The sequence below is a fragment of the Rossellomorea sp. ABR4_004 genome, assembly GCF_056159585.1.
Genome location: NZ_JBSWVM010000002.1, coordinates 742,771 through 762,231, shown reverse-complemented (window position 1 = coordinate 762,231; position 19,461 = coordinate 742,771). Strand labels below are relative to the sequence as shown.

The following is a 19,461-nucleotide window of genomic DNA, read 5'->3' as shown; positions in this document are numbered from 1 at the left end:
TTTTGAAATAATTGGTAGTGACATAGTTTAGGAGATAAAGAAGATAAAATTTAAGGAGAGCTCATCTAAATAAAGGTGAGCTTCTTTTTTTGAGGCACTTTATAAATACGTGAAACGTTTTGGTCTTGTCATTAGTCTAACGGATAGAAAGCGGGTGAGAGCAGTTGATTGAGAAAAAGGTCAAGAAAGCGAAAAGGGGAGATGAAAAAGCTTTTCAAGAGTTGATTCATCATGAAAAGAACAAGCTTTATCGGATGGCATACATGTATGTGAAAAATGAGAATGATGCTCTTGATATTGTTCAGGATGCTATTTATAAAGCTTTTATATCCATTAAAAACTTGAAAAATCCTCAGTATTTCTCAACTTGGTTATCAAGGATATTAATCAATTCAGCATTGGATTTTATTAAGAAGAATGAACGTATCATCCTGACGAATGAAGTGGATGTACTTCCTAAAGAGCAGAATCTTAGAATTGAAGAAAAAATGGATTTAACAGGGGCGATCGAACGGTTGGATGTTCCATATAAAACGGTCATTATACTTAGATATTATCAAGACCTTACCATAAAGCAAATCGCCGAAATGTTACATTGCCCTGAAGGAACGATCAAGACACGATTGCATAGGGCCATTAATCTCTTGAAATCGGATTTAAGGGAGGGGTGTATCTGATGAAGGATCATTTAGGCGACGACGTAAAAGAAGAAATGGATAACATTCGGGTTCCAGAAGATAAATTGAATCATACAATCCAAGTGGCCATAGAGAGAGGGATGAAGGATCGAGGAACCCTTAGAAAGAAGTGGATCTATTATAGCAGTGCCGCCGTCCTATTATTTGGGTTATTGATTGGTTCGGCTCTGGTATCGCCCGCAATGGCCAATGTCGTATCAAAGATTCCGTATCTGGGCAGCATTTTTGAATCCAAGGAAGATGTAGTGATGGGAATTTCAGAAGAACTAAGAGAAAAAGGATACCCTGTTAATGGTCTAGGGGTATCTTTTCCAGAGAAAGTGATTCGCATCGTAATTGCAGGTGATCAAGACTATTTTAATCGTGTGAAAACAGAGGTTGAAGAAGTGGCAATGGATTTTCTGCGATCGAGAAACTATGATGCTTATACAGTCAAAGTGAGTAGATATGAGGAGCCTGAGGTTCCACAAAAAGATAAGGAAACACAGCAGAAAAGTAAAGACTTCCGAATAATTGACAGTCGTGTCAGGGAAGAGCTAGGGAAACGAAACATAGAAGTATTGCTAATGGGATATATGGCGAAACCTGAGAGCATTCAGTTAGAGATCCCGAATCATACCGAAGCCACGAGCGATGAAATCAAAGAAGTAGTGAGAGGGATCTTGAGTGAAAATAATATTCGTTCTATTCCAGTTGAGATAAAAAAGGTTAATATGAAGAAGAGAGAGCAGGAGAGTAGGTGGATGGAAATCCTGCAAACCGTCAGTGATGATCTATTAGGAAAGAAAGATTACAAAGTGAGGATGGTTGGATATTCCGTGTATCCGGATCCGGAGATTCAAGCGCATATCACTCTATCAAGTAAGGACGAAAATGCAAATGATTTTGCCAAGCAGCTAGAGAACGTCATTGATGAATTTCTGAAATCCGACCAAATGAAAGAGAGGATCAAGGGTGATCCCTATCACATCACGATCTACAGTAAGGACGAGAAGATTATCAACTGAAGCTAATCTTTGAATAGAGGTAGAGGGACGGACCTCCAAACGCGCCCTTAAGAGTTTGTATTTTTAGAGAATGGAGGTCCGTCCCTGATTGAGGCGATTCGCTGATAAATGGATTCGGTGGCTTATGATGCAGTGGATGACGGGGGAATTTCTGTATATAGGCCTATCCAGGATCGGTTTTTTCACCTAATAGGCATTTTACTGAGAAATCGATAGAACATGATCAAAATAACGCATGCTTTTCAAAAGGAGTACAACACGTGGTGGCAAATACCGAATCAATAGAAGCGCAGGGATTCCGGAACGGAGATACATAATGTTACAGACAAATTTTATATTGTTATTGAAGGAGAGAGCTCATGAAATTTGTTCTTGTATTTGGACCTCAAGCAGTTGGTAAAATGACAGTTGGACAGGAATTAGCAAAAATAACGAATCTGAAACTTTTTCATAATCATATGACGATTGACTTGGTCAGTCATTTCTTTGACTACGGCACGAAAGAAGGAAAGAGATTAGTCCATTTGTTTCGTCGGGAGATATTTGAAGAAGTTTCAAAGAGTGATTTGTATGGAATGATTTTCACTTACGTGTGGGCATTTGATATGCGAGAGGACTGGGATTATGTAAATGAAGTCTCTCGGTTGTTTGAGTCCAGGGGAGGCACGGTTTACTTTGTGGAGCTTGAGGCAGATGTAGGAGAACGACTTGAGCGAAATAAAAGTTCAAATAGACTTGAACATAAGCCATCCAAAAGGGATATTGAATGGTCTGAAGGTGATTTGAAAAAGTCGATGGAAACATACAGATTGAATTCATTAGAAGGTGAGATTAAATCTTCAAACTATATAAAGATAAACAATACAAACTTGAGTGCAGAAGAAGTGGCAAAGATCATAAAGGAAAAATTTCAATTATAATAGAGAAAAATACGCTGCTCATTTATTTTTAGCGGTGAAGTCATGATCGAGTTCATTAAAAAGGGTCAATAGTACAATATCGTAATCATGGAGGTACATATGAAAACAGTCATAGCATTCAGCGGTGGAAAGGATTCCACCCTGGCATTATATAACTTACAACAAAATCCGGAATACGAGATTGATTCATTGCTCGTTACCCTGACAGAGGGCTTCGACAGGGTTTCGATTCATGGCGTCCGGTATGAACTGTTGAAGAGGCAGTCGGAGTCGCTCGGAATTCCGCTTCGTGAGGTCTGGATCCCGGAGCAGTGTTCGAATGAGCTGTATCAGGAGCGGATGGAGAGTGCGGTCTCAGATATGCTGGAGGAGGGGGTCACACACATGGTCTTCGGGGATATTCACCTTCAGGATGTCCGGGAGTATCGGGAGAAGATGCTTTCAGAAACGGGGATCACTCCGGTCTTTCCTCTTTGGGGGCGGCCTATCGGGGAACTCGGCCGTGAATTTATTGACCTCGGGTTTCAAACCGTGCTCACTTGTGTGGATATGGATCAATTGGATCGATCCTTTGCAGGGAGAGTATATGATGAGGCGTTCATGCGGGATTATCCGGAAGAGACCCGTGATATCTGCGGGGAGAATGGGGAGTTTCATACGTTTGTGTTTGACGGGCCGAACTTTGCCTTTTCGGTTGAGTATGTGTTAGGGGAAGAAAGGGTGGTACCTGACCATCTCACTAAAAAGGATAGGTTCTTATTCATAGATTTACTACCAGTTAAACCAAGATAATTTCTAAATCAATACCTACGGTGGAACGACGGTGAAATGCTCATGGGGTTAGTAATTGAACTATCATCTAGAGCAGGTATACCGGCCAATGCGGAATTGGCCGGTATTTTAGAAAAAGCGAGCAACCCTGTTCGTTTGTTGTAATAAAGAAACTAAGTTTTTTACTCAACAAATGAAAAGATTTACTTAAGATTGTTAGACCCGAGAATCTCAACGTTTACCTTTGGATTTACCGTCACTTGTTGATAGTCCTGTTTCCACGCCTCGGGATTCCAGGAATCAGGATATTTCGTGGAGAGTTCTTTGGCGATTCCTAAAGCATCACTATTCGCTTTAATTAAAAGGTCGGTAAGTTCCTTTGCTTTTTTCGTGAGTTCCTTTGAAGCCAAACTATTTAAGCTTTTGAGATCCTCGGAAGGTTTTTCTTCATAATAGCTTTGTATCCTTGCTTGAAGATTAGCTGTAACCGTGCAGGTGACTTTCCCGTTTTCTTTCTTGACATCCATCTTTGTCTTGGCATTATCAATGACAATGGTAAAAGGCTGACTTAACTCTTCTGACTTTATGCTTAATAGCGCCCTGTTTCCCAATTCATTTCTTAATATGAGCAGAAGTGAGGTCTGGCTTGTTGTCAGTGTATCACCAGTGAATTTATCACCGTTAAATAAAGCCGACCCTGCCAACATCACCTTGTTTTGGTCATCTTTTTTTATATAGGGGAGAAAGATATCATTGGTCTTGTCTGATATTTCATTCCAGGCCGTAAACGTCGTTTCCTTAGGAATAGATGTTCCCTTTGTCCCACCTGTAAGCAGATTGTCCACCTCGAAAACAATGGGACTGTCTTCAAGCTTCAAGGACAAGATTTCATGCCCCTTTCCCTCACTTATTACGATACGCGAGGAGATATATCCCCTGGTGGATCTAAGAATCGGCTCTACTAGTGAAGTGATGCCCTTGGTTTGGGCCAATTCTTCCCCGACAATAATGACGAATGCTTTTCCTACATCCATATTCCCGGATACTTTGTCTTGTAGATCCACCGCAAGCTGGGTAACCGTTTCGTTATCCGCTTCATAAAATTCATCCGCGACTTCAAACTTACCGCCACCAGCGCTGCGTATATTAATCGCCCTGACTGTCCCCAGAATATGATCGGACTCTTCAGCCTTGTCAAAACTGATCCCGTTAACCAGTCTGTTGTCGTTTAGCTGGTTTTGGTCCCAGCACCCTGTCAGAAGGAATACAGCAATGAAAATAATCGGAATCTTTTTCAATAAGAAACCTCCTTTTCCCGTTTCTTTACCAGGTAAGAAAACAATAACAATATGCTTGGAATGGCGAATACGACGGCATAGCTCAAATATTCAACATAGTTGGAATAAAGTTCTTGGGAGTCGGGATCTTTCTTTGCAATCGTAAATAGGACGAAAATCAAAGTACTATTCATCAAAACCAGGGTATAGGGTTTGCCCTTGAAAAAAGAAAGACTTTTACTGCTCATGTATATATAGATGACAATTGATGCTGCCAGGGGGACAATCCATATGGATATAAAAAGTAAATCGATGCGGTCTACCATTTGAAAGTTAAGGGGACGCAAAAAGTAGATTACAGGATATTTAATTTGCTTCAGGACGGATTCACTGAAAATCATGATGCAAAGAATGACAAAATAAGTAGTTAAACCTGTTACAAAGACATTGGCCCATGTGATCACTTTTAAGAATGTGTTTCCCTTCTTGGAGGCGAGGGGATATAAAAACAGGATCACCTCAAACCCCAAAATGGCTAACAGACAATCTTTGCTGCCGATGGCAATTTCCTTTATGCCGGTGTTTCCTAAAGGGAGAATATGATGTAAGTCCACAGGCAAAAGAAAGGAAAAAAACGAGATTCCGAATAAGAATAGAAAAAGAATGGATATGAGCCCAAAGAATCTGGCGATAATTCGAATGTCACTGATGGCTAAATATGTACAGGTAAGCATCATCAGCAATCCGATTACCCAATAAGGAGTGATCAATAACAGATGTTCTTTAATAATCGACGCAAACCGAAGCAATACAAACGATGCCGTTACAATAAAGTAAAGATACAAGATCATATTTACAAAGCTTCCTACGTACTTCCCCAGTAAGAATATAGTGATTTCGGCATAGTTTAAATTGGGGAAACGTCTCAATAGTAGCCAGATCATCACTAGAAACAATTGGAGAACCACTCCTGCGAAGAGAACCGACATCCAGCCGTCTCCTTTACTTGTACTTTGCAAGGTATTCGGCAGTGTTAGAATGGCGAATCCAACTTGAGTTTGGGTCATAAGAAAGAATATCTGCCAGTTCGTTAGGGATCCTGTCTGTGACATTGACGATTCCACACTTTCTTTCTGGATTACGTTTGCTTTAACGTGTTATTCCTCTTTTTGATTTTGATAAGTGAATCTTTCATTCCCTTGAAGTGTAATGGGGCTAAGGGTTCCAAGTAAGGTTTTCCGAAAGACTCCAGCCTGCAGAGGTGTATCAGTAATACGGAAAGAGCAAGGACAATGCCTAAAAAGCCAAAAAAAGTGGCCGCGAGCATAATCGGGAAAGCCATGATCCTGGCACCTGTCCCCATTTGGTTGACAGGTGCTACGAAAGAGGCGATGGCAGTAAGTGCAATGACGACGATCATCGTGTTGGAAACAAATCCTGCCTCTACTATTGCCGTCCCGATGACCAAACCGCCGACAATCCCGATTGTTTGTGCAATGGGTGAGGGGAGACGGATTGCAGCCTCCTTTAACAGTTCCAGTACAAGCTGCATCGCAATGGCTTCAAAAAAAGGGGGCAGCGGGACGTATTCAATTTGAACTCTGATCGCATATTGAATCCCGATAGGCAGAACTTCTGAATGAAAGGAAACGACTGCAATATAAATGGCGGGTAAACAGACGGCCACCAAAAAGCTGAATATCCGTATGAGCCGGAAAAAAGACCCGATGATCCATCTGCTATTATAGTCATCAGGCGACTGGTAAAAGCTGAAAAAGGTAATAGGAGAAACCAGAACATGTGGAGTGCCATCCACGATGACAAGTGATTTCCCTTCTAATAAATAGGATGCCGCCCGGTCGGGTCTCTCAGTTGATAATATTTGTGGGAATACTGAATAGCTGTTGTCTTCAATTAATTCTTCCAATTCCCCCGAGGATTGAAGCTCCCCGACATTGACCGCTTCTATCCTTTTCATTAACACCTCTAATGGACCATGATCCACCAGCTCTTCAATATAGACGATCGAGGCTTTAGTATTTGTTTTTGTGCCCAGTGTATAATTTATAATACGTAATGAAGGATTTTTCACTCTTCGTCTGATTAAGAAGAGGTTTTTACTGATATTCTCAGTAAAGCCATCATGGGATCCTTTGATGATGTGTTCATTTTCCGGTTCTTGTATGGCTCTATTATCACCGGCAGCAACGGGCATCAGCAGGGCAGTATTTACCCCTTCTGATAACAGGGCGCAGCTCCCCTCAAGAAGACCATTCACGGTCACTTCGAGATCGGTCGTTCTACTATACTCCGCATTCTTTATCACAGATTCCGGGCCAGTCTCCTCTTTGCATTCAAGAAGAGGCTCAATAATATTTCTTTCTATCTGCTTTTTATCCACTAGCGAGTCGATAAAGAGAAGTTTGCAAGGCTTATTCAGAAAAATGAGATCCCTTATCTTCAAATCTTCCGTATCATACAGGGCGGAGTGAATCCCCTTTATATTCTGTTCGATTCTGTCGACGATCTTCTTAGAAGGACTCATTCGTGATTCACCTGCCGTCTTTTGATGGTTGCTATTATTTTGCCTGAAAAGGGATTATTTATGTTCGGAAATAAGGGAGGGTTTCGTGGATGGTGAATGGAACGAAAAGATCGGTGTTCATTCATGAAACAAATACATGGAATCCAGGGGATTACGCAAATTAAGAAAGATGACTTACAATATGACTGAAGAGGGCATGGGGAATCGCAGTGCTTGATGTGACGAGGAGTGAGAGGGAATGACGATACTTGTGACGGGGTTTAATGGAAAAGTAGGGGTAGAAGTAGCCAAGAAATTGAAAGAACGGAATGTCTCCATGAAATGCGCCGTAAGAAATGTTGAAAAAGCGAAAGATATCTATGGAGAAGATTATGACTTTACAACGTTGGACTTGTCCGATCCTGGGACGTTTGATGAGGCCTTGGATCAGGTGGATCAAGTATTTCTGATGTATCCCCCAGGAGACAAACTGGAGTTTCAAGGGTTTCTAGAAGCGATGAAGAAGAGGGGCATCCAGCATATTGTTTACTTATCCGTCAAGGATGTACAATATCTTCCTTTCATTCATCATCATAAAAACGAAAAGATGATTAAAAAACTGGGTATCCCCTATACTTTCATCAGAGCCGGATACTTCATGCAAAATCTCCAGGACTTTTTGGCAGATGAAATCAAAGAAAATAGAAGGATATTCATTCCTGCAGGAAAAGGGAAAACCAGCTTCGTGGATACAAGGGACCTTGCTGAAATTGCCATTCATGCTTTTCAACACCCTCAGGAGCATACGAATAAGAATCATGTCATCACAGGAGATCGGGCTGTCGATTTCTATGAAGTAGCCGAATTGATGTCGACGATACTCGGGGAGAAGATCCAATACGCGAATCCTTCAGTGAAGGAATTTAAATCTTATATGGTGAAAAAAGGTAAAAAAGAGGACTTCGTAAATGTGGTCATCGGGATTCATTTTCCAACCAAGTTAGGGTTAGCGGGAGACGTCACGCATGAATTTAAGAAAATAACCAATACGGATCCCATTCGATTGGAACGGTATATAGAAGATTACCAGGAAAACTGGGAGAAACACTAGGGGATTCTTAGCTTTGAGTCCACACATCAGTCAGAATCCTTGGGATCAATACATAAAGGTCAGAAAGAGTGGATTATCTCAGCTCTTTCTGACCTTTTGAACATCATCATTTGAATTCTCATGAAAACTTACTTTTGGATGGGTCTAAAGTGAATTCTTGTACTTAAATAATGAGAGGCGAAATACATAACTGTATAAATCGGAAATGAATAGATGTATTTCCATCCTGTATAAACCACAAAATCACTCCACACAAAAATCGGCTCTGCTACAAAGGAAATCAAGAAACCATATAGTATTCCTTTAATAAAGAAATGGGCATGTGGTTTGACTTGAATAAAAACAATCGTTAATACAGGAATCAAGGTAATATCCCACGGTTTATAAGAAGGGGAGAATGGGAGGACTTCATAATTGTAATGCCATAAGCCCAATTGAACCCCTATGCTGTCCAGCCAAATCGCGATGAACATGACGAAAAAGGCGATATATAATAATCGGTGGGTACTTTCTTTTGGGCGGTATTTGGCCCATAAGAGCCAAGGGATGATCGTCAGCAGGACCCCGGCCCACCATTGCCAGCTGAACACAATTTCCTCTTGCCATAATTCGAACTTTTCTATGTAGGTTTGATGCATGGCTTCATAAATTTGTTGGACCTTTAGCTCCGTGCTCATCTTTCCCTCCACCTCCGTCTATACAAATATCTCTTACTAACGACCGCCCCCCAAAACACCAGTAAAGATGGCAATGACGTTATCCTGTAGTATAAGAGAAAAAGGGTGATTTATGCATTCAGGATGAAAGAGGGACGGACCTCGAAATGGTTATTGAGGGTGTACAAATGAGAAGAATCTGTAAAAAGAGGTCCGTCCCTCTGGAGGAGAATATGTTAAAATTTAGTGAAAAGTAATTGTGTAGGAAGAAGGTTCATGCTGGCACTATGATTCTATACTGATTATATCGTAAAGAGGGATGAGAGATGGCAACCATAAAAGAACTTCAAACTCGGAGTGAGATGATTCAAGCCTATCCGGTGATGAATGAGTTACGTACCGATTTGTCGGAAAAGACATATCTGGCATTGGTTGAGGGAATGAGGAAAGAAGGATATCGCTTGTTCGCTTTATATGAGGACGATGAAATCGTTTCCCTCGCCGGTATTGGGGAGAGGATCAATTTTTACAACAAACATCATATGTACATCTATGATTTGATCACGTCTTCCAACCATCGCTCCAAGGGATATGGAAAGCAGTTGTTGCAGTATATCCATCGATTGGCTGAAGAGATCGGGTTGGAATATGTGGCGCTGGAGTCAGGACTTGAAAGACGGGATGCCCATAGATTCTATGAAGAGAAGCTGGGATATGAGAAATGGTGTTATTCGCTTCGAAAGAAGTTGTCCTGAATATATAAGAGGTCCGTCCCTCAAGATGGAGGGACGGACCTCTATAATACATCAATTCCTAATAAGGTAGTCAAATGCGCCAAGTGCGGCTGTTGCTCCTGATCCCATGGAGATGATGATTTGGTTGTAGGCACTGTCTGTACAGTCTCCTGCGGCGAATACGCCAGGGACGTTGGTAGCACCGTGTTTGTCAACGATGATTTCACCGAATTTCGTGCGTTCTACAAGGTCGCCGAGCCAGTCTGTGTTTGGAACGAGACCAATTTGGACGAATACGCCTTGCAGTTCGACGTGTTTCTCTTCATGAGTATCACGATCGGTGTAGGTAATTCCATTCACCTTATCCGTACCGGTGATCTCTTGCGTTTGTGCGTTCGTGATCACCGTCACGTTCGGCAGGCTGTAAAGACGTTTTTGCAACACGTCGTCGGCTTTCAGTTCTGAGTTGAACTCAAGGACCGTAACGTGTTTAACGATTCCTGCAAGGTCGATGGCTGCTTCGATACCGGAGTTTCCTCCGCCGATGACAGCAACATCTTTCCCTTCAAACAGAGGTCCGTCACAGTGAGGGCAGTAAGCCACTCCTTTGTTCTTGAACTTCTCTTCACCAGGAACGCCGATGTTACGCCAGCGTGCACCAGTTGAGATGATCAGACTCTTACTCTTCAGGACCGCGCCGTTTTCAAGCTCAAGCTCTACAAGGTCTTTTTTCTCGAGACGGCTCGCGCGCTGAAGGTTCATGACATCAATACCATAGTCCTTCACATGCTCCTCAAGACTCGCCACAAGTTTTGGACCTTCTGTCTGCTTTACGCTGATGAAGTTCTCGATGCTCATCGTGTCAAGGACCTGACCTCCGAAGCGTTCAGCGACGATTCCCGTACGGATTCCTTTACGTGCAGCATAAATAGCCGCACTGGATCCTGCAGGTCCGCCACCTACGACAAGGACATCATATGGCTCTTTATCCGATAACTCATCGGCACTTGGACCTTCCACGATCTTAGAAAGAATTTCTTCTAAACTCGTACGTCCGCCGTTGAAGAATTCCGCATTCAAGTAAACAGCAGGAACAGCCATGACGTTCTTGCGTTCCACTTCTTCCTTGAAGGCAGCACCGTCGATCATCGTATGCGTGATGTTCGGGTTCAGGACACTCATGATGTTCAGTGCCTGTACGACATCAGGACAGTTATGACAACTTAGGCTGACATACGTCTCGAAGTGGTGTTCGCCTTTGACGCTCTTAATCTGGTCGATGACGCTTTGATCCACTTTCGGCGCTCTGCCGCTGACTTGAAGGAGAGCAAGAACCAGGGATGTGAATTCGTGTCCAAGAGGAATACCGGCAAAAATGATACCGGTCTCTTCACCGGGACGGTTCACGCTGAAGCTTGGTGTTCTTGTCAATTCTTCTTTTTCTACGCTGATGCGTGATGACATGGAAGCTAGCTCTTCAACAAGAGCCAGCATGTCCTTCGAAATGTCATCGTCTCCTGCACTGACTTTCAGGACGATGTCGCCTTCCATCATTTGCAGGTACTGTTCTAATTGTGCTTTAATATCTGCTTCAAGCATGCTCAGCACTCCTTATAATTTACCAACTAGATCAAGGCTTGGCTTAAGTGTGTCTGAACCTTCCTGCCATTTCGCCGGGCAAACTTCGCCTGGGTTGTTACGCACATATTGTGCAGCCTTGATTTTGCTTACTAAGATATCTGCGTCACGGCCGATTCCGCCAGCGTTGATTTCAACTGCTTGGATCACGCCATCCGGGTCGATGATGAATGTTCCGCGGTCAGCAAGACCATCTTCTTCATTTAATACATCGAATCCGCGAGTGATGCGTTGTGACGGGTCACCGATCATTGCGTATTTGATTTTACCGATTTTTTCAGAGCTGTCGTGCCAGCCTTTATGTGTAAAATGAGTATCCGTAGAAACTGAGTAAACTTCTACGCCAAGCTCTTTAAGAGTTTCATAGTTATTTTGAAGGTCTTCAAGTTCTGTCGGGCATACAAATGTGAAGTCTGCAGGGTAGAAGCAGAAAATGCTCCATTGACCTTTCAGGCTTTCGTCTGTAACAGTGATGAACTCACCATCTTTGAATGCTTCTGCTTTAAATGGTACGACTTGTGAACCGATTAATGACATAGTGTAAATTCCTCCTAGTAGTTTGTGTGATTGAGAATCATTAATAGATTATAATAATTCTAATTCGATATTTATTATTATATATATGCGTTTCTTTGTCAAGGGAAAAGATTGAGGTTCTGATAGAAAGGAAGATGGAGTTGAACAAACGATTGCTTGTCCTGTTTACGATGCTTTTCACCCTGCTTCCCGTCCATATGTATGCGACGTCACCATTTGTGATAGGGGAAGGGGAAGCGGGGGGTTATCAGTACACGGTCTTAAAAGGGGAAGACGGGCTCATATGGAAAATCGGTTATCAAGATCACCTGGTGACGATCGACGAGAACAAGGAAAATCAAGATCATCTGGAACATTTTCGAACGGCTGTGAATGATCTTGGCAGTCACACATTCGGGCTCATTCTATCGATTTCCTACCTTATCATTGTCGGGATAACCTCACTGGTCTTTTATAAAAAAACCAAACATATCCCCCGGGTAAGTGGGGCGGTCATAGCCTGTTTGGCGTTGGGTGCGGTGTATTATGCTATTACGTCATTTATAGGAATGCAGGCAGCGATCGAGGATGTTGGATATTATTACGTTAGCTTGACAGATTCATAAGTGTCGGAACTGGCGGTTGGTCAGATTCTTTTGTCCACATATCGGTTTAGTAAAGTGGTGCAGGATTAGATTCCTACCTGTCGAAAAATACATAAATAAGAGGTGAAATTACATGTATTCTACAGAAACCCTGCCACAATGGTTTTGGATTCTCTATTACTCACTCATGCTAATAACGATAGCATCTGCCTTATTCTCAATTAGAAAACAACGGTATAGATGGGGGGCAATGCTCACCATTTTTGTCACCCTTTCCATCCCGGTTGTCGGCTTGGTGAATGGAATTTATCGAGGGGAAAATCAGAATGAATTGGAGCAATGGCTGAGCGACCTGGTAAAAGGGGAAATGTGGGCTTTCTATCTTCTGTTCGGTTATATATATGTGATCGTTTGGTGGGTGTCGTTGATTCGGAAGTGGAAGAATGCGGGAAGAGTTAGTAGACATGGGTAGGATTAAGACCAGCGACAAATTAGGAGGGAGATAACATGGCAAACATACTGCGTTACAACCTGTACCTTCTGGTTTTGTATTCAATCATATTCTATTTTTCCATCAGTCGATTGAATCTGTTTGGAGGTTTAACGCCTTTTATCAATCTGTTTACAATTCTCATTCTGCTCGGATTAGGGATCTATTACCCCAGATTCAGTAAAGGGATTAGTGAGGAGAAGGTGAGCAGGATAAAATTGATCTGGAGGATGTCGTTTTTGCTGCTATTATTTGCGGTTCAAATGACTATCCAAATGATTAATAACAGTATCCTTTATGTCATTGTCACTGTCACGATGGTATTGATAGTGATGGATTTCTGGAAAGTCCGGGGGAATAGCTCGAAATGATGCCCTGGGATCAGTGATCTTTTTTAAGTCTTGGAAGTCTGAGAAGTTTTAGCGGTAATGATTGATTTTTTATCGATCACTTGCCAGTGGTCAAAGGGTGTCAACGTACTTGTTCCCTTAAATTCCAAAATCATAGAAGCTGAAGATCAGAATAAAGATCTTCAGCTTCTATTCATTCAAGTGTACTCACTGATTTTTAGGCGCCCCCGGAGGATAATAGTAGGGTGGTACCTTTAGCCATCCTCTTTTGCGCATCGCTGTTTTCAGTTCCATACCAAGCACCATTTTTTCGGCCTGAAATCGTGCCCACATGAGACCGACATCATTGCGGATGCTTTGACTCATATTTGTGGCACACATCACAATATTCGTTGCAATTTTGATGGAGATAAAGTTGGCGATTTCATCATCTGTCATTTTAGCCCCTAATGGAATACTGTTGGGGTCGGATTTAGGTCTGGCTTCTGAGGTTTTCGAAAGGGGTATGCCCTCATCTACCATGAATTGTTGAAGTATTTTCAATTGGTGTTCCCCTAGATCCTTTGATTTGTTAATGAGTTGGATTAGTTCGTTGTCTGTCGTTGTATTTAATGAAGCTTCAAGGACAGGTACTTCTTCTGCCAAGGCAGTGAAATAAAGCCAACATCCCATCGCTTCACCGATATGTGGAGGTGACTTTGGTTCTGTATCAAAAGTGGTTCGCAGGTAATCAAAAGCGGTTTCGAAGATATTCTGCATGTATGGTCATCCTTTTTTTTACTACCATTGTTTCCAATTTTCATCCTTTTAATCTGTTGTTCTCCATTGAGAAATTGACCACAGTAAAGGTAAGAAAATTCGTTCCGGTGCTTAGAATGTAGCAACTGTACCTGTCCCCGTGGCTACCTGGCCTCCTCTGTCACCTTGGTTTACCAAACAACCAAACCGGCAACCCTTAGGACATATGTCCTTTCGCAAAAATCCGTCCTCCTATTTAATAGAACAAAGAATAGGAGGATGAACGATGAAAGGTGCTTTATTTGCGCTGCTTGGTGGACTTTGCATCACCATGCAGGGGATATTCAATGCAAGGATGAGTGACGCGATCGGCGGGTGGCATACGACTTCGATGGTTCATCTTGTGGCCTTTACGATTTCGATGACAATATATATGAAAGTAAGAGATGGGAAAGGAAAGAGCTTCAGGCAGGTGCCGTTCCTGTACTTGATCGGTGGATCGTTCGGTGTGATCGTGGTGTTCTCGGAACTGACGGCAATCCACATGATCGGACCGGCATCGGCCATTGCGATCCTTCTCGTGGCACAGATCGGGACGGCATTCCTTATTGAGTCACGTGGATGGTTCGGAGAGAAGAAGATCCCGGTTACGCCGAGGCAGGCAATTGGCCTCTCGATGATGCTTGCAGGGGTCGTCCTTTTCCAATTGTAGAAGAAGGAGCCATACGATGAAAGAAATACAGAGTGTTGAACCAGATCATTATATAAAACAATTCGAGCTGGATGAGTTATTTCCGGCGGATTTCAGACAGTATATCAAGATGTATTCCTTTGAAAAAGGGGACACTCTTTTTTCAACGGGGGAAGAACTCGACGAACTGTACTTCCTCATGGAGGGGAAAATCAAGATCTTTACCCATACACCGGAAGGGAAGCTGTTGATCAACCGGTTCAAGCGTCCCCTTGCCCTGATCGGGGATGTGGAATATGCGAAAGGTACTGCGGTTCTCAACTCAGTGGAAGCTGTCACGGATGGGGTGTTCCTATCGGTTCCGTTCACGGATCTCTCAAGGCTTGAGAAGGAGCATCTGGCGATCCTGCGTTTTCTATTTGATACAGTGGCCCACAAGTTTTACACGGAATCACATATTACCAGTATGCACATGCTGTATCCCGTCGAAGTACGATTAGCGAGCTATCTGCTATCCATTTCAGAAGCGGGGGAAGGGACCATGTTCCATCAGGAGATGCATACGTCCAATCTCATGGAGCTCGCCGAATGGATCGGCACCAGCTACCGTCACCTGAACCGGGTACTGAAGAAGATGGCAACCGACGACCTCATCGAGCGGGTCAACGGGTCCATCACCATCAAAGATCTTGAAAAGCTCAGCATCCTTGCGAAAGGAAACATCTATGAATAAGGAGGGTCTCAAATGATCGGAATCGTACTCGCCATCATGGCAGGGATCTTAATCAGTTTACAAAATGTATTCAATGCACGAGTCAGTGAAAAAACTGGCCCATGGGCAACGACGAGCCTGGTACTCGGCCTCGGTCTCGTCTGTTCACTGCCGGTCTTTTATACAATGGAAGATAAAAGCCTGCTGGACTTCAGCGGGGTCAATCCTGTCTTTCTGTTTAGCGGGGTATTCGGAGTCGGCATCGTGTTCTTCCTGATGAGGGGAGTCACGTTGATCGGACCGGCGTATGCGATCTCGATTGCGCTTATTTCTCAAATCACCATTGCATTTATCGTCAACACAGGTGGATGGTTCGGTTTTGAACCTTCTGCACTTTCCTGGGAGAAGATTCTTGGGATTGGACTGTTGATTGGCGGGGTGTTGGTGTATAAGTTGGAGAAGCGGACGGATGAGAAACAGGATGTTGGTCGTGAACGTGAGAGAGTGGGGGCTTGAGGGTTTCCGGCTTGAAAAGACGGTCTCTATCCGGGCAGTAACGTAAAACAAAAAGCAAAAGAAACACGCCCCATCCCGGTTAGGGTAAGGCGTGTTTTTTCCTCTCTCATGACCTACCAAATTCACTTCAGTTTCAATGATTTGATCGCTTGTTTAAGAGTTGCTTCCACTCTGATGCCTGAAAAGTCATTGCGGTATTGAAGGACTTTTTGGGCGAGGTCAGGACGGAAACCGGTCAAGATGGTGGCAACTCCGACCAATTTGAGAGAATCTGAGATTTTCATTAAATGGAAGGTGCTTTCTGAATCGATGCTGACGAGACCGGATAAGTCGATGATGATGTACTCCAACTCACCTTTGGACGCTTCGAACAGGGTATGCTCGATGACGCGTGAGGTTCGTTCGTAATCTACCTCCCCAATGAGAGGGAGGACGGCGACTTCATCAAAGATTGGTACAAGGGGAACGGATAGCATATTCACCTGCACGTTTTTCTTTTCAAGGTCCAACACGTTCTCGAGCAATGCAGCCATGGCCATAAATAAGTCCTGGTGCTCCTGAGTAAAATGAAACGGACGCAGGTCCATGCCGCAAAGGGTACCGTAATTCTCCCCATCCCTATAATAAATGGGGACCCCGATAAGCGAGCCGCCGCCAAGACTTTTCGTCACGTCCATATCCTTGGTTAAGGCTGATCCATTCAAGTCTTCAATGATGAGCGGTTCACGACCACCCTTTACAATGAATTGTCAGAATGAATCACGATATAAGGTCTCGAAACCAGTTGGCAGAACCACGTCATCACGATTGTATGCCCGGACGATATTGACTTCTTTTTTGTCATTTTTAGCAAGAAAAAAGGTGTTCACATCTACAAACTTACTGATGAGTTCGAGTACATCATCAGCTGCTTCTTCAATCGGTTTAAATGCTCTAGACAATGTATTTGTCATTTTTGTCACCTACTTCCCTTGCTGGTTTCATACAGCTTTAGATATAGGTGAATAAATATACCTATACTGACAGTCTATCAGATTTGCTGTTTAATAGTATGGGTTTTGGTTCCGTTAGTGAAAAAAAGATGATGTTCATAAGAGGTGTTTTTATTCGAAAGACCTTTACACTCATCCCATCAAAAAACACGCCTCCCCCCAACACGGAAGAGGCGTGTTCACTTTATCTCAAATCAAACCGGTCCGCATCCATCACTTTCACCCAAGCGGCAACAAAGTCACGGACAAATTTCTCTTGATTGTCATCCTGCGCATACACTTCTGCCAGAGCACGAAGGACAGAGTTCGAACCGAACACCAGGTCAAAGCGTGATGCCTTACGAACCACTTCACCCGTCTTGCGGTCACGTCCCTCATACTGATTGAAGCCTGCCGGTTTCCACTCGATGCCCATATCGAGCAGGTTCACGAAGAAGTCATTGGTCAATGCACCGACGCGATCTGTGAATACGCCATGATCCGTCCCATCGTGGTTGGCGCCAAGAGCACGCATACCACCAAGAAGGACGGTCATTTCCGGAGCAGTCAGTCCTAACAACTGTGATTTATCCACTAGCATTTCTTCCGGGCTGACAGCGTATTCCTGCTTCTGATAGTTACGGAATCCGTCTGACACCGGTTCTAATACATAGAAGTTCTCAGCGTCGGTCTGCTCAGGCGTTGCATCCCCGCGACCAGGAGAGAACGGAACGGTTACCTCGAAGCCGGCGTCCCTAGCGGCTTTCTCGATGGCTGCATTTCCTCCTAACACAATCAAATCAGCGAGGCTGACTTTTTTATCAAGCTTGCTCTGTAGGTCTTCGTAGACTCCGAGGACTTTCTCAAGCTGCTGTGGTTCGTTCACTTCCCAGTCTTTCTGAGGAGCGAGACGGATCCGTGCACCGTTCGCACCTCCACGCATATCGGAACCGCGGTATGTGCTTGCGGATGCCCAAGCGGTTTTCACAAGCTCGCTCACGGTTAAGCCTGTGTCCAGGATTTTTTCCTTCAACGAGGCCACTTCACTATCAGATAGATCATAATCCACCGCGGGAACCGGATCCTGCCAGATCAGGTCTTCTTGTGGAACCTCAGGACCCCAGTATCTTGCTTTCGGACCCATGTCGCGGTGAAGGAGTTTGAACCAGGCACGGGAGAAGGCATCGGCAAACTCTTCCGGGTTCTCGTGGAAGCGACGGGAAATCTTTTCATAATCCGGATCCATACGCAACGCCATATCAGCGGTTGTCATCATCGTCTTCACTTTGATCGATGGATCTTCGGCATCTGGTGCCATATGTTCTTCCGTCATGCCGACCGGTGCCCATTGGGAAGCGCCTGCCGCACTCTTCGTTTTCTCCCACTCATACCCGAATAGAAGGTCGAAGTAGCCGTTGTCCCATTTGGTCGGATTCGTCGTCCAGGCACCATCGACACCACTTGAAATCGTGTCGCGTCCTTTTCCGCTTCCATGTGAGCTGAGCCATCCGAATCCTTGAGTCTCAAGATCCGCCGCTTCCGGATCATCACCTACAAGGTCGGCGTCACCGGCTCCGTGGGCCTTCCCGAAGGTGTGACCGCCTGCCACAAGGGCAACAGTTTCATAGTCATTCATCCCCATGCGTCCGAATGTATCGCGGATATCACGGGCACTTCCCAGTGGATCCGGTTCTCCGTTCGGTCCTTCCGGGTTAACATAAATCAGCCCCATCTGTACGGCAGCGAGTGGATTTTCAAGCTCACGGTCGCCGGAATAGCGGTTGTCAGCAAGCCATTCCTTCTCATTACCCCAATATACATCTTCCTCAGGATGCCAAATGTCTTCGCGTCCTGCACCAAATCCGAATGTCTTCAAGCCCATGGATTCAAGTGCAACGTTACCTGTTAACACAAGCAGGTCAGCCCATGAAATTTTGTTTCCATACTTTTGCTTGATCGGCCACAACAGGCGGCGGGCTTTATCAAGGTTGACATTATCCGGCCAGCTGTTCAATGGGGCAAAGCGTTGTGAACCTGATGAACCGCCTCCGCGTCCGTCCGTTTCACGGTATGTACCTGCTGCGTGCCATGACATCCGGATGAAGAATGGACCGTAGTGACCGTAGTCGGCAGGCCACCAGTCCTGGCTGTCTGTCATCAGATTGTGAAGATCCTGCTTCAGGGCATCGTAATCAAGCTTCGAGAATTCTTCTTTATAATTGAAGTTTTCCCCCATTGGGTTTGATTTCGTGTCATGCTGGCGAAGGATGTTCAGGTTCAACATGTTCGGCCACCAGTCTTTATTCGTCGTACCTCCTGGAGCCGTGGTCGTCGTGATGGCACTATCCTTGTGGTGAGTGACAGGGCACTGTCCTGCAGCTGCTGAGTGATCCTTTTGGTCTGGGCGATTGTTGTTTTCCATTTACAATTCTCCTTTCAGATATGGGACACTGGGTCGAATAAACCATTACCATTTGCTAGAGGTGAAGAGTTAGATTATTATGATAATTCTTACTTACATTATAGTGGACGATGA

The 19,461-nt window shown here is 44.0% G+C and carries 22 protein-coding genes; 12 read left to right on the top strand and 10 right to left on the bottom strand.

Features of this window, described 5'->3' with window-relative positions:
- Positions 1 to 164 precede the first annotated feature (164 nt).
- The 4 genes from ACXAF2_RS16775 to ACXAF2_RS16760 all read left to right on the top strand — a co-directional run bounded on the left by ACXAF2_RS16775 (position 165) and on the right by ACXAF2_RS16760 (position 3,417).
- Positions 165 to 677: a sigma-70 family RNA polymerase sigma factor gene (locus ACXAF2_RS16775; RefSeq protein ID WP_475140288.1), complete on the top strand. Its 513-nt coding sequence runs from the start codon at positions 165 to 167 to the stop codon at positions 675 to 677.
- Positions 677 to 1,705 carry a DUF4179 domain-containing protein gene (locus ACXAF2_RS16770; RefSeq protein ID WP_475140287.1) on the top strand — a complete coding sequence of 343 codons (1,029 nt, stop codon included), beginning with the start codon at positions 677 to 679 and terminating at the stop codon, positions 1,703 to 1,705. Before ACXAF2_RS16775 ends, ACXAF2_RS16770 begins: the two co-directional genes overlap by 1 nt.
- A 359-nt stretch (positions 1,706 to 2,064) precedes the next feature.
- A complete protein-coding gene (locus tag ACXAF2_RS16765; protein ID WP_475140286.1) occupies positions 2,065 to 2,625 on the top strand; it encodes a DEAD/DEAH box helicase family protein in 561 nt (186 codons plus the stop codon).
- 99 nt (positions 2,626 to 2,724) lie between these two features.
- On the top strand, positions 2,725 to 3,417 hold the full coding sequence (locus tag ACXAF2_RS16760; protein ID WP_475140284.1) for a Dph6-related ATP pyrophosphatase: 693 nt from the start codon (positions 2,725 to 2,727) through the stop codon (positions 3,415 to 3,417).
- 182 nt (positions 3,418 to 3,599) lie between these two features.
- Here ACXAF2_RS16760 and ACXAF2_RS16755 read toward each other — a convergent pair whose 3' ends face one another.
- From ACXAF2_RS16755 to ACXAF2_RS16745, 3 genes are read right to left on the bottom strand one after another with little or no spacing between them, the layout of a single operon-like run.
- Entirely contained in the window at positions 3,600 to 4,694 is a 1,095-nt protein-coding gene (locus ACXAF2_RS16755) for a Ger(x)C family spore germination protein (protein ID WP_475140283.1), read from the bottom strand.
- Positions 4,691 to 5,785, bottom strand: coding sequence for a GerAB/ArcD/ProY family transporter (locus ACXAF2_RS16750; RefSeq protein WP_475140281.1), 1,095 nt, complete (start codon positions 5,783 to 5,785; stop codon positions 4,691 to 4,693). Before ACXAF2_RS16750 ends, ACXAF2_RS16755 begins: the two co-directional genes overlap by 4 nt.
- A gap of 26 nt (positions 5,786 to 5,811) precedes the next feature.
- Positions 5,812 to 7,218 carry a spore germination protein gene (locus ACXAF2_RS16745; protein WP_475140280.1) on the bottom strand — a complete coding sequence of 469 codons (1,407 nt, stop codon included), beginning with the start codon at positions 7,216 to 7,218 and terminating at the stop codon, positions 5,812 to 5,814.
- 238 nt (positions 7,219 to 7,456) lie between these two features.
- Between ACXAF2_RS16745 and ACXAF2_RS16740 the strand changes: the two genes are divergently transcribed.
- On the top strand, positions 7,457 to 8,308 hold the full coding sequence (locus ACXAF2_RS16740; RefSeq protein ID WP_475140279.1) for an SDR family oxidoreductase: 852 nt from the start codon (positions 7,457 to 7,459) through the stop codon (positions 8,306 to 8,308).
- 128 nt (positions 8,309 to 8,436) lie between these two features.
- Here the strand turns inward: ACXAF2_RS16740 and ACXAF2_RS16735 are convergent, their stop codons facing one another.
- Positions 8,437 to 8,985 (bottom strand): CBO0543 family protein, encoded by a 549-nt coding sequence (locus ACXAF2_RS16735; RefSeq protein WP_475140277.1) that lies wholly within the window; start codon positions 8,983 to 8,985, stop codon positions 8,437 to 8,439.
- 305 nt (positions 8,986 to 9,290) lie between these two features.
- Between ACXAF2_RS16735 and ACXAF2_RS16730 the strand changes: the two genes are divergently transcribed.
- The gene (locus tag ACXAF2_RS16730) at positions 9,291 to 9,719 is read left to right on the top strand and encodes a GNAT family N-acetyltransferase (RefSeq protein WP_475140276.1); all 429 of its coding nucleotides are present in this window, start codon (positions 9,291 to 9,293) and stop codon (positions 9,717 to 9,719) included.
- A gap of 51 nt (positions 9,720 to 9,770) precedes the next feature.
- On the opposite strand, the gene ahpF is transcribed toward ACXAF2_RS16730, so the two are convergent.
- Together ahpF and ahpC are read right to left on the bottom strand one after the other, a co-directional pair.
- On the bottom strand, positions 9,771 to 11,297 hold the full coding sequence (gene ahpF, locus ACXAF2_RS16725; protein ID WP_475140275.1) for an alkyl hydroperoxide reductase subunit F: 1,527 nt from the start codon (positions 11,295 to 11,297) through the stop codon (positions 9,771 to 9,773).
- Positions 11,298 to 11,309: 12 nt separating this feature from the next.
- Positions 11,310 to 11,873: an alkyl hydroperoxide reductase subunit C gene (ahpC, locus tag ACXAF2_RS16720; RefSeq protein WP_475140273.1), complete on the bottom strand. Its 564-nt coding sequence runs from the start codon at positions 11,871 to 11,873 to the stop codon at positions 11,310 to 11,312.
- A gap of 140 nt (positions 11,874 to 12,013) precedes the next feature.
- On the opposite strand from ahpC, the gene ACXAF2_RS16715 reads away from it, so the two are divergent.
- From ACXAF2_RS16715 to ACXAF2_RS16705, 3 genes are all read left to right on the top strand, one after another.
- A complete protein-coding gene (locus ACXAF2_RS16715) occupies positions 12,014 to 12,478 on the top strand; it encodes a geobacillin-26 family protein (RefSeq protein ID WP_475140272.1) in 465 nt (154 codons plus the stop codon).
- 112 nt (positions 12,479 to 12,590) lie between these two features.
- Positions 12,591 to 12,929 carry a hypothetical protein gene (locus ACXAF2_RS16710; RefSeq protein WP_475140270.1) on the top strand — a complete coding sequence of 113 codons (339 nt, stop codon included), beginning with the start codon at positions 12,591 to 12,593 and terminating at the stop codon, positions 12,927 to 12,929.
- Between the two features lie 35 nt (positions 12,930 to 12,964).
- Positions 12,965 to 13,318 (top strand): hypothetical protein, encoded by a 354-nt coding sequence (locus tag ACXAF2_RS16705; RefSeq protein ID WP_475140268.1) that lies wholly within the window; start codon positions 12,965 to 12,967, stop codon positions 13,316 to 13,318.
- A 186-nt stretch (positions 13,319 to 13,504) separates the two neighbouring features.
- Here ACXAF2_RS16705 and ACXAF2_RS16700 read toward each other — a convergent pair whose 3' ends face one another.
- Positions 13,505 to 14,056 carry a DUF3231 family protein gene (locus ACXAF2_RS16700; RefSeq protein ID WP_475140266.1) on the bottom strand — a complete coding sequence of 184 codons (552 nt, stop codon included), beginning with the start codon at positions 14,054 to 14,056 and terminating at the stop codon, positions 13,505 to 13,507.
- A 265-nt stretch (positions 14,057 to 14,321) separates the two neighbouring features.
- Between ACXAF2_RS16700 and ACXAF2_RS16695 the strand changes: the two genes are divergently transcribed.
- Genes ACXAF2_RS16695 through ACXAF2_RS16685 form a run of 3 tightly spaced genes read left to right on the top strand, consistent with a single transcriptional unit; the run spans position 14,322 to position 15,954 of the window.
- Positions 14,322 to 14,747, top strand: a complete 426-nt coding sequence (locus tag ACXAF2_RS16695; RefSeq protein ID WP_475140265.1) for a DMT family transporter — start codon at positions 14,322 to 14,324, stop codon at positions 14,745 to 14,747.
- Between the two features lie 16 nt (positions 14,748 to 14,763).
- Positions 14,764 to 15,459: a Crp/Fnr family transcriptional regulator gene (locus tag ACXAF2_RS16690; protein WP_475140264.1), complete on the top strand. Its 696-nt coding sequence runs from the start codon at positions 14,764 to 14,766 to the stop codon at positions 15,457 to 15,459.
- Positions 15,460 to 15,471: 12 nt separating this feature from the next.
- Entirely contained in the window at positions 15,472 to 15,954 is a 483-nt protein-coding gene (locus tag ACXAF2_RS16685; RefSeq protein ID WP_475140263.1) for a DMT family transporter, read from the top strand.
- A 122-nt stretch (positions 15,955 to 16,076) separates the two neighbouring features.
- Here ACXAF2_RS16685 and ACXAF2_RS16680 read toward each other — a convergent pair whose 3' ends face one another.
- The 3 genes from ACXAF2_RS16680 to katG form a co-directional block, all read right to left on the bottom strand.
- Complete coding sequence (locus ACXAF2_RS16680) at positions 16,077 to 16,670, bottom strand: STAS domain-containing protein (RefSeq protein WP_475140434.1); 594 nt, start codon at positions 16,668 to 16,670, stop codon at positions 16,077 to 16,079.
- 33 nt (positions 16,671 to 16,703) lie between these two features.
- Complete coding sequence (locus tag ACXAF2_RS16675; RefSeq protein WP_475140261.1) at positions 16,704 to 16,907, bottom strand: hypothetical protein; 204 nt, start codon at positions 16,905 to 16,907, stop codon at positions 16,704 to 16,706.
- A 223-nt stretch (positions 16,908 to 17,130) separates the two neighbouring features.
- Entirely contained in the window at positions 17,131 to 19,347 is a 2,217-nt protein-coding gene (katG, locus tag ACXAF2_RS16670; RefSeq protein ID WP_475140259.1) for a catalase/peroxidase HPI, read from the bottom strand.
- Positions 19,348 to 19,461: the final 114 nt, after the last annotated feature.

Bases quoted from the DNA above. Each gene is read 5' to 3' on its own strand.
- ACXAF2_RS16685 (WP_475140263.1), top strand. From the start codon at position 15,472: ATGATCGGAATCGTACTCGCCATCATGGCAGGGATCTTAATCAGTTTA.
- ACXAF2_RS16745 (WP_475140280.1), bottom strand. From the start codon at position 7,218: ATGAGTCCTTCTAAGAAGATCGTCGACAGAATCGAACAGAATATAAAG.
- ACXAF2_RS16750 (WP_475140281.1), bottom strand. From the start codon at position 5,785: ATGTCACAGACAGGATCCCTAACGAACTGGCAGATATTCTTTCTTATG.
- ACXAF2_RS16695 (WP_475140265.1), top strand. From the start codon at position 14,322: ATGAAAGGTGCTTTATTTGCGCTGCTTGGTGGACTTTGCATCACCATG.
- ACXAF2_RS16740 (WP_475140279.1), top strand. From the start codon at position 7,457: ATGACGATACTTGTGACGGGGTTTAATGGAAAAGTAGGGGTAGAAGTA.
- ACXAF2_RS16700 (WP_475140266.1), bottom strand. From the start codon at position 14,056: ATGCAGAATATCTTCGAAACCGCTTTTGATTACCTGCGAACCACTTTT.
- ACXAF2_RS16675 (WP_475140261.1), bottom strand. From the start codon at position 16,907: ATGACAAATACATTGTCTAGAGCATTTAAACCGATTGAAGAAGCAGCT.
- ACXAF2_RS16690 (WP_475140264.1), top strand. From the start codon at position 14,764: ATGAAAGAAATACAGAGTGTTGAACCAGATCATTATATAAAACAATTC.
- ACXAF2_RS16765 (WP_475140286.1), top strand. From the start codon at position 2,065: ATGAAATTTGTTCTTGTATTTGGACCTCAAGCAGTTGGTAAAATGACA.
- ahpC (WP_475140273.1), bottom strand. From the start codon at position 11,873: ATGTCATTAATCGGTTCACAAGTCGTACCATTTAAAGCAGAAGCATTC.
- ACXAF2_RS16735 (WP_475140277.1), bottom strand. From the start codon at position 8,985: ATGAGCACGGAGCTAAAGGTCCAACAAATTTATGAAGCCATGCATCAA.
- ACXAF2_RS16770 (WP_475140287.1), top strand. From the start codon at position 677: ATGAAGGATCATTTAGGCGACGACGTAAAAGAAGAAATGGATAACATT.
- ACXAF2_RS16710 (WP_475140270.1), top strand. From the start codon at position 12,591: ATGTATTCTACAGAAACCCTGCCACAATGGTTTTGGATTCTCTATTAC.
- ACXAF2_RS16730 (WP_475140276.1), top strand. From the start codon at position 9,291: ATGGCAACCATAAAAGAACTTCAAACTCGGAGTGAGATGATTCAAGCC.
- katG (WP_475140259.1), bottom strand. From the start codon at position 19,347: ATGGAAAACAACAATCGCCCAGACCAAAAGGATCACTCAGCAGCTGCA.
- ACXAF2_RS16705 (WP_475140268.1), top strand. From the start codon at position 12,965: ATGGCAAACATACTGCGTTACAACCTGTACCTTCTGGTTTTGTATTCA.
- ACXAF2_RS16760 (WP_475140284.1), top strand. From the start codon at position 2,725: ATGAAAACAGTCATAGCATTCAGCGGTGGAAAGGATTCCACCCTGGCA.
- ahpF (WP_475140275.1), bottom strand. From the start codon at position 11,297: ATGCTTGAAGCAGATATTAAAGCACAATTAGAACAGTACCTGCAAATG.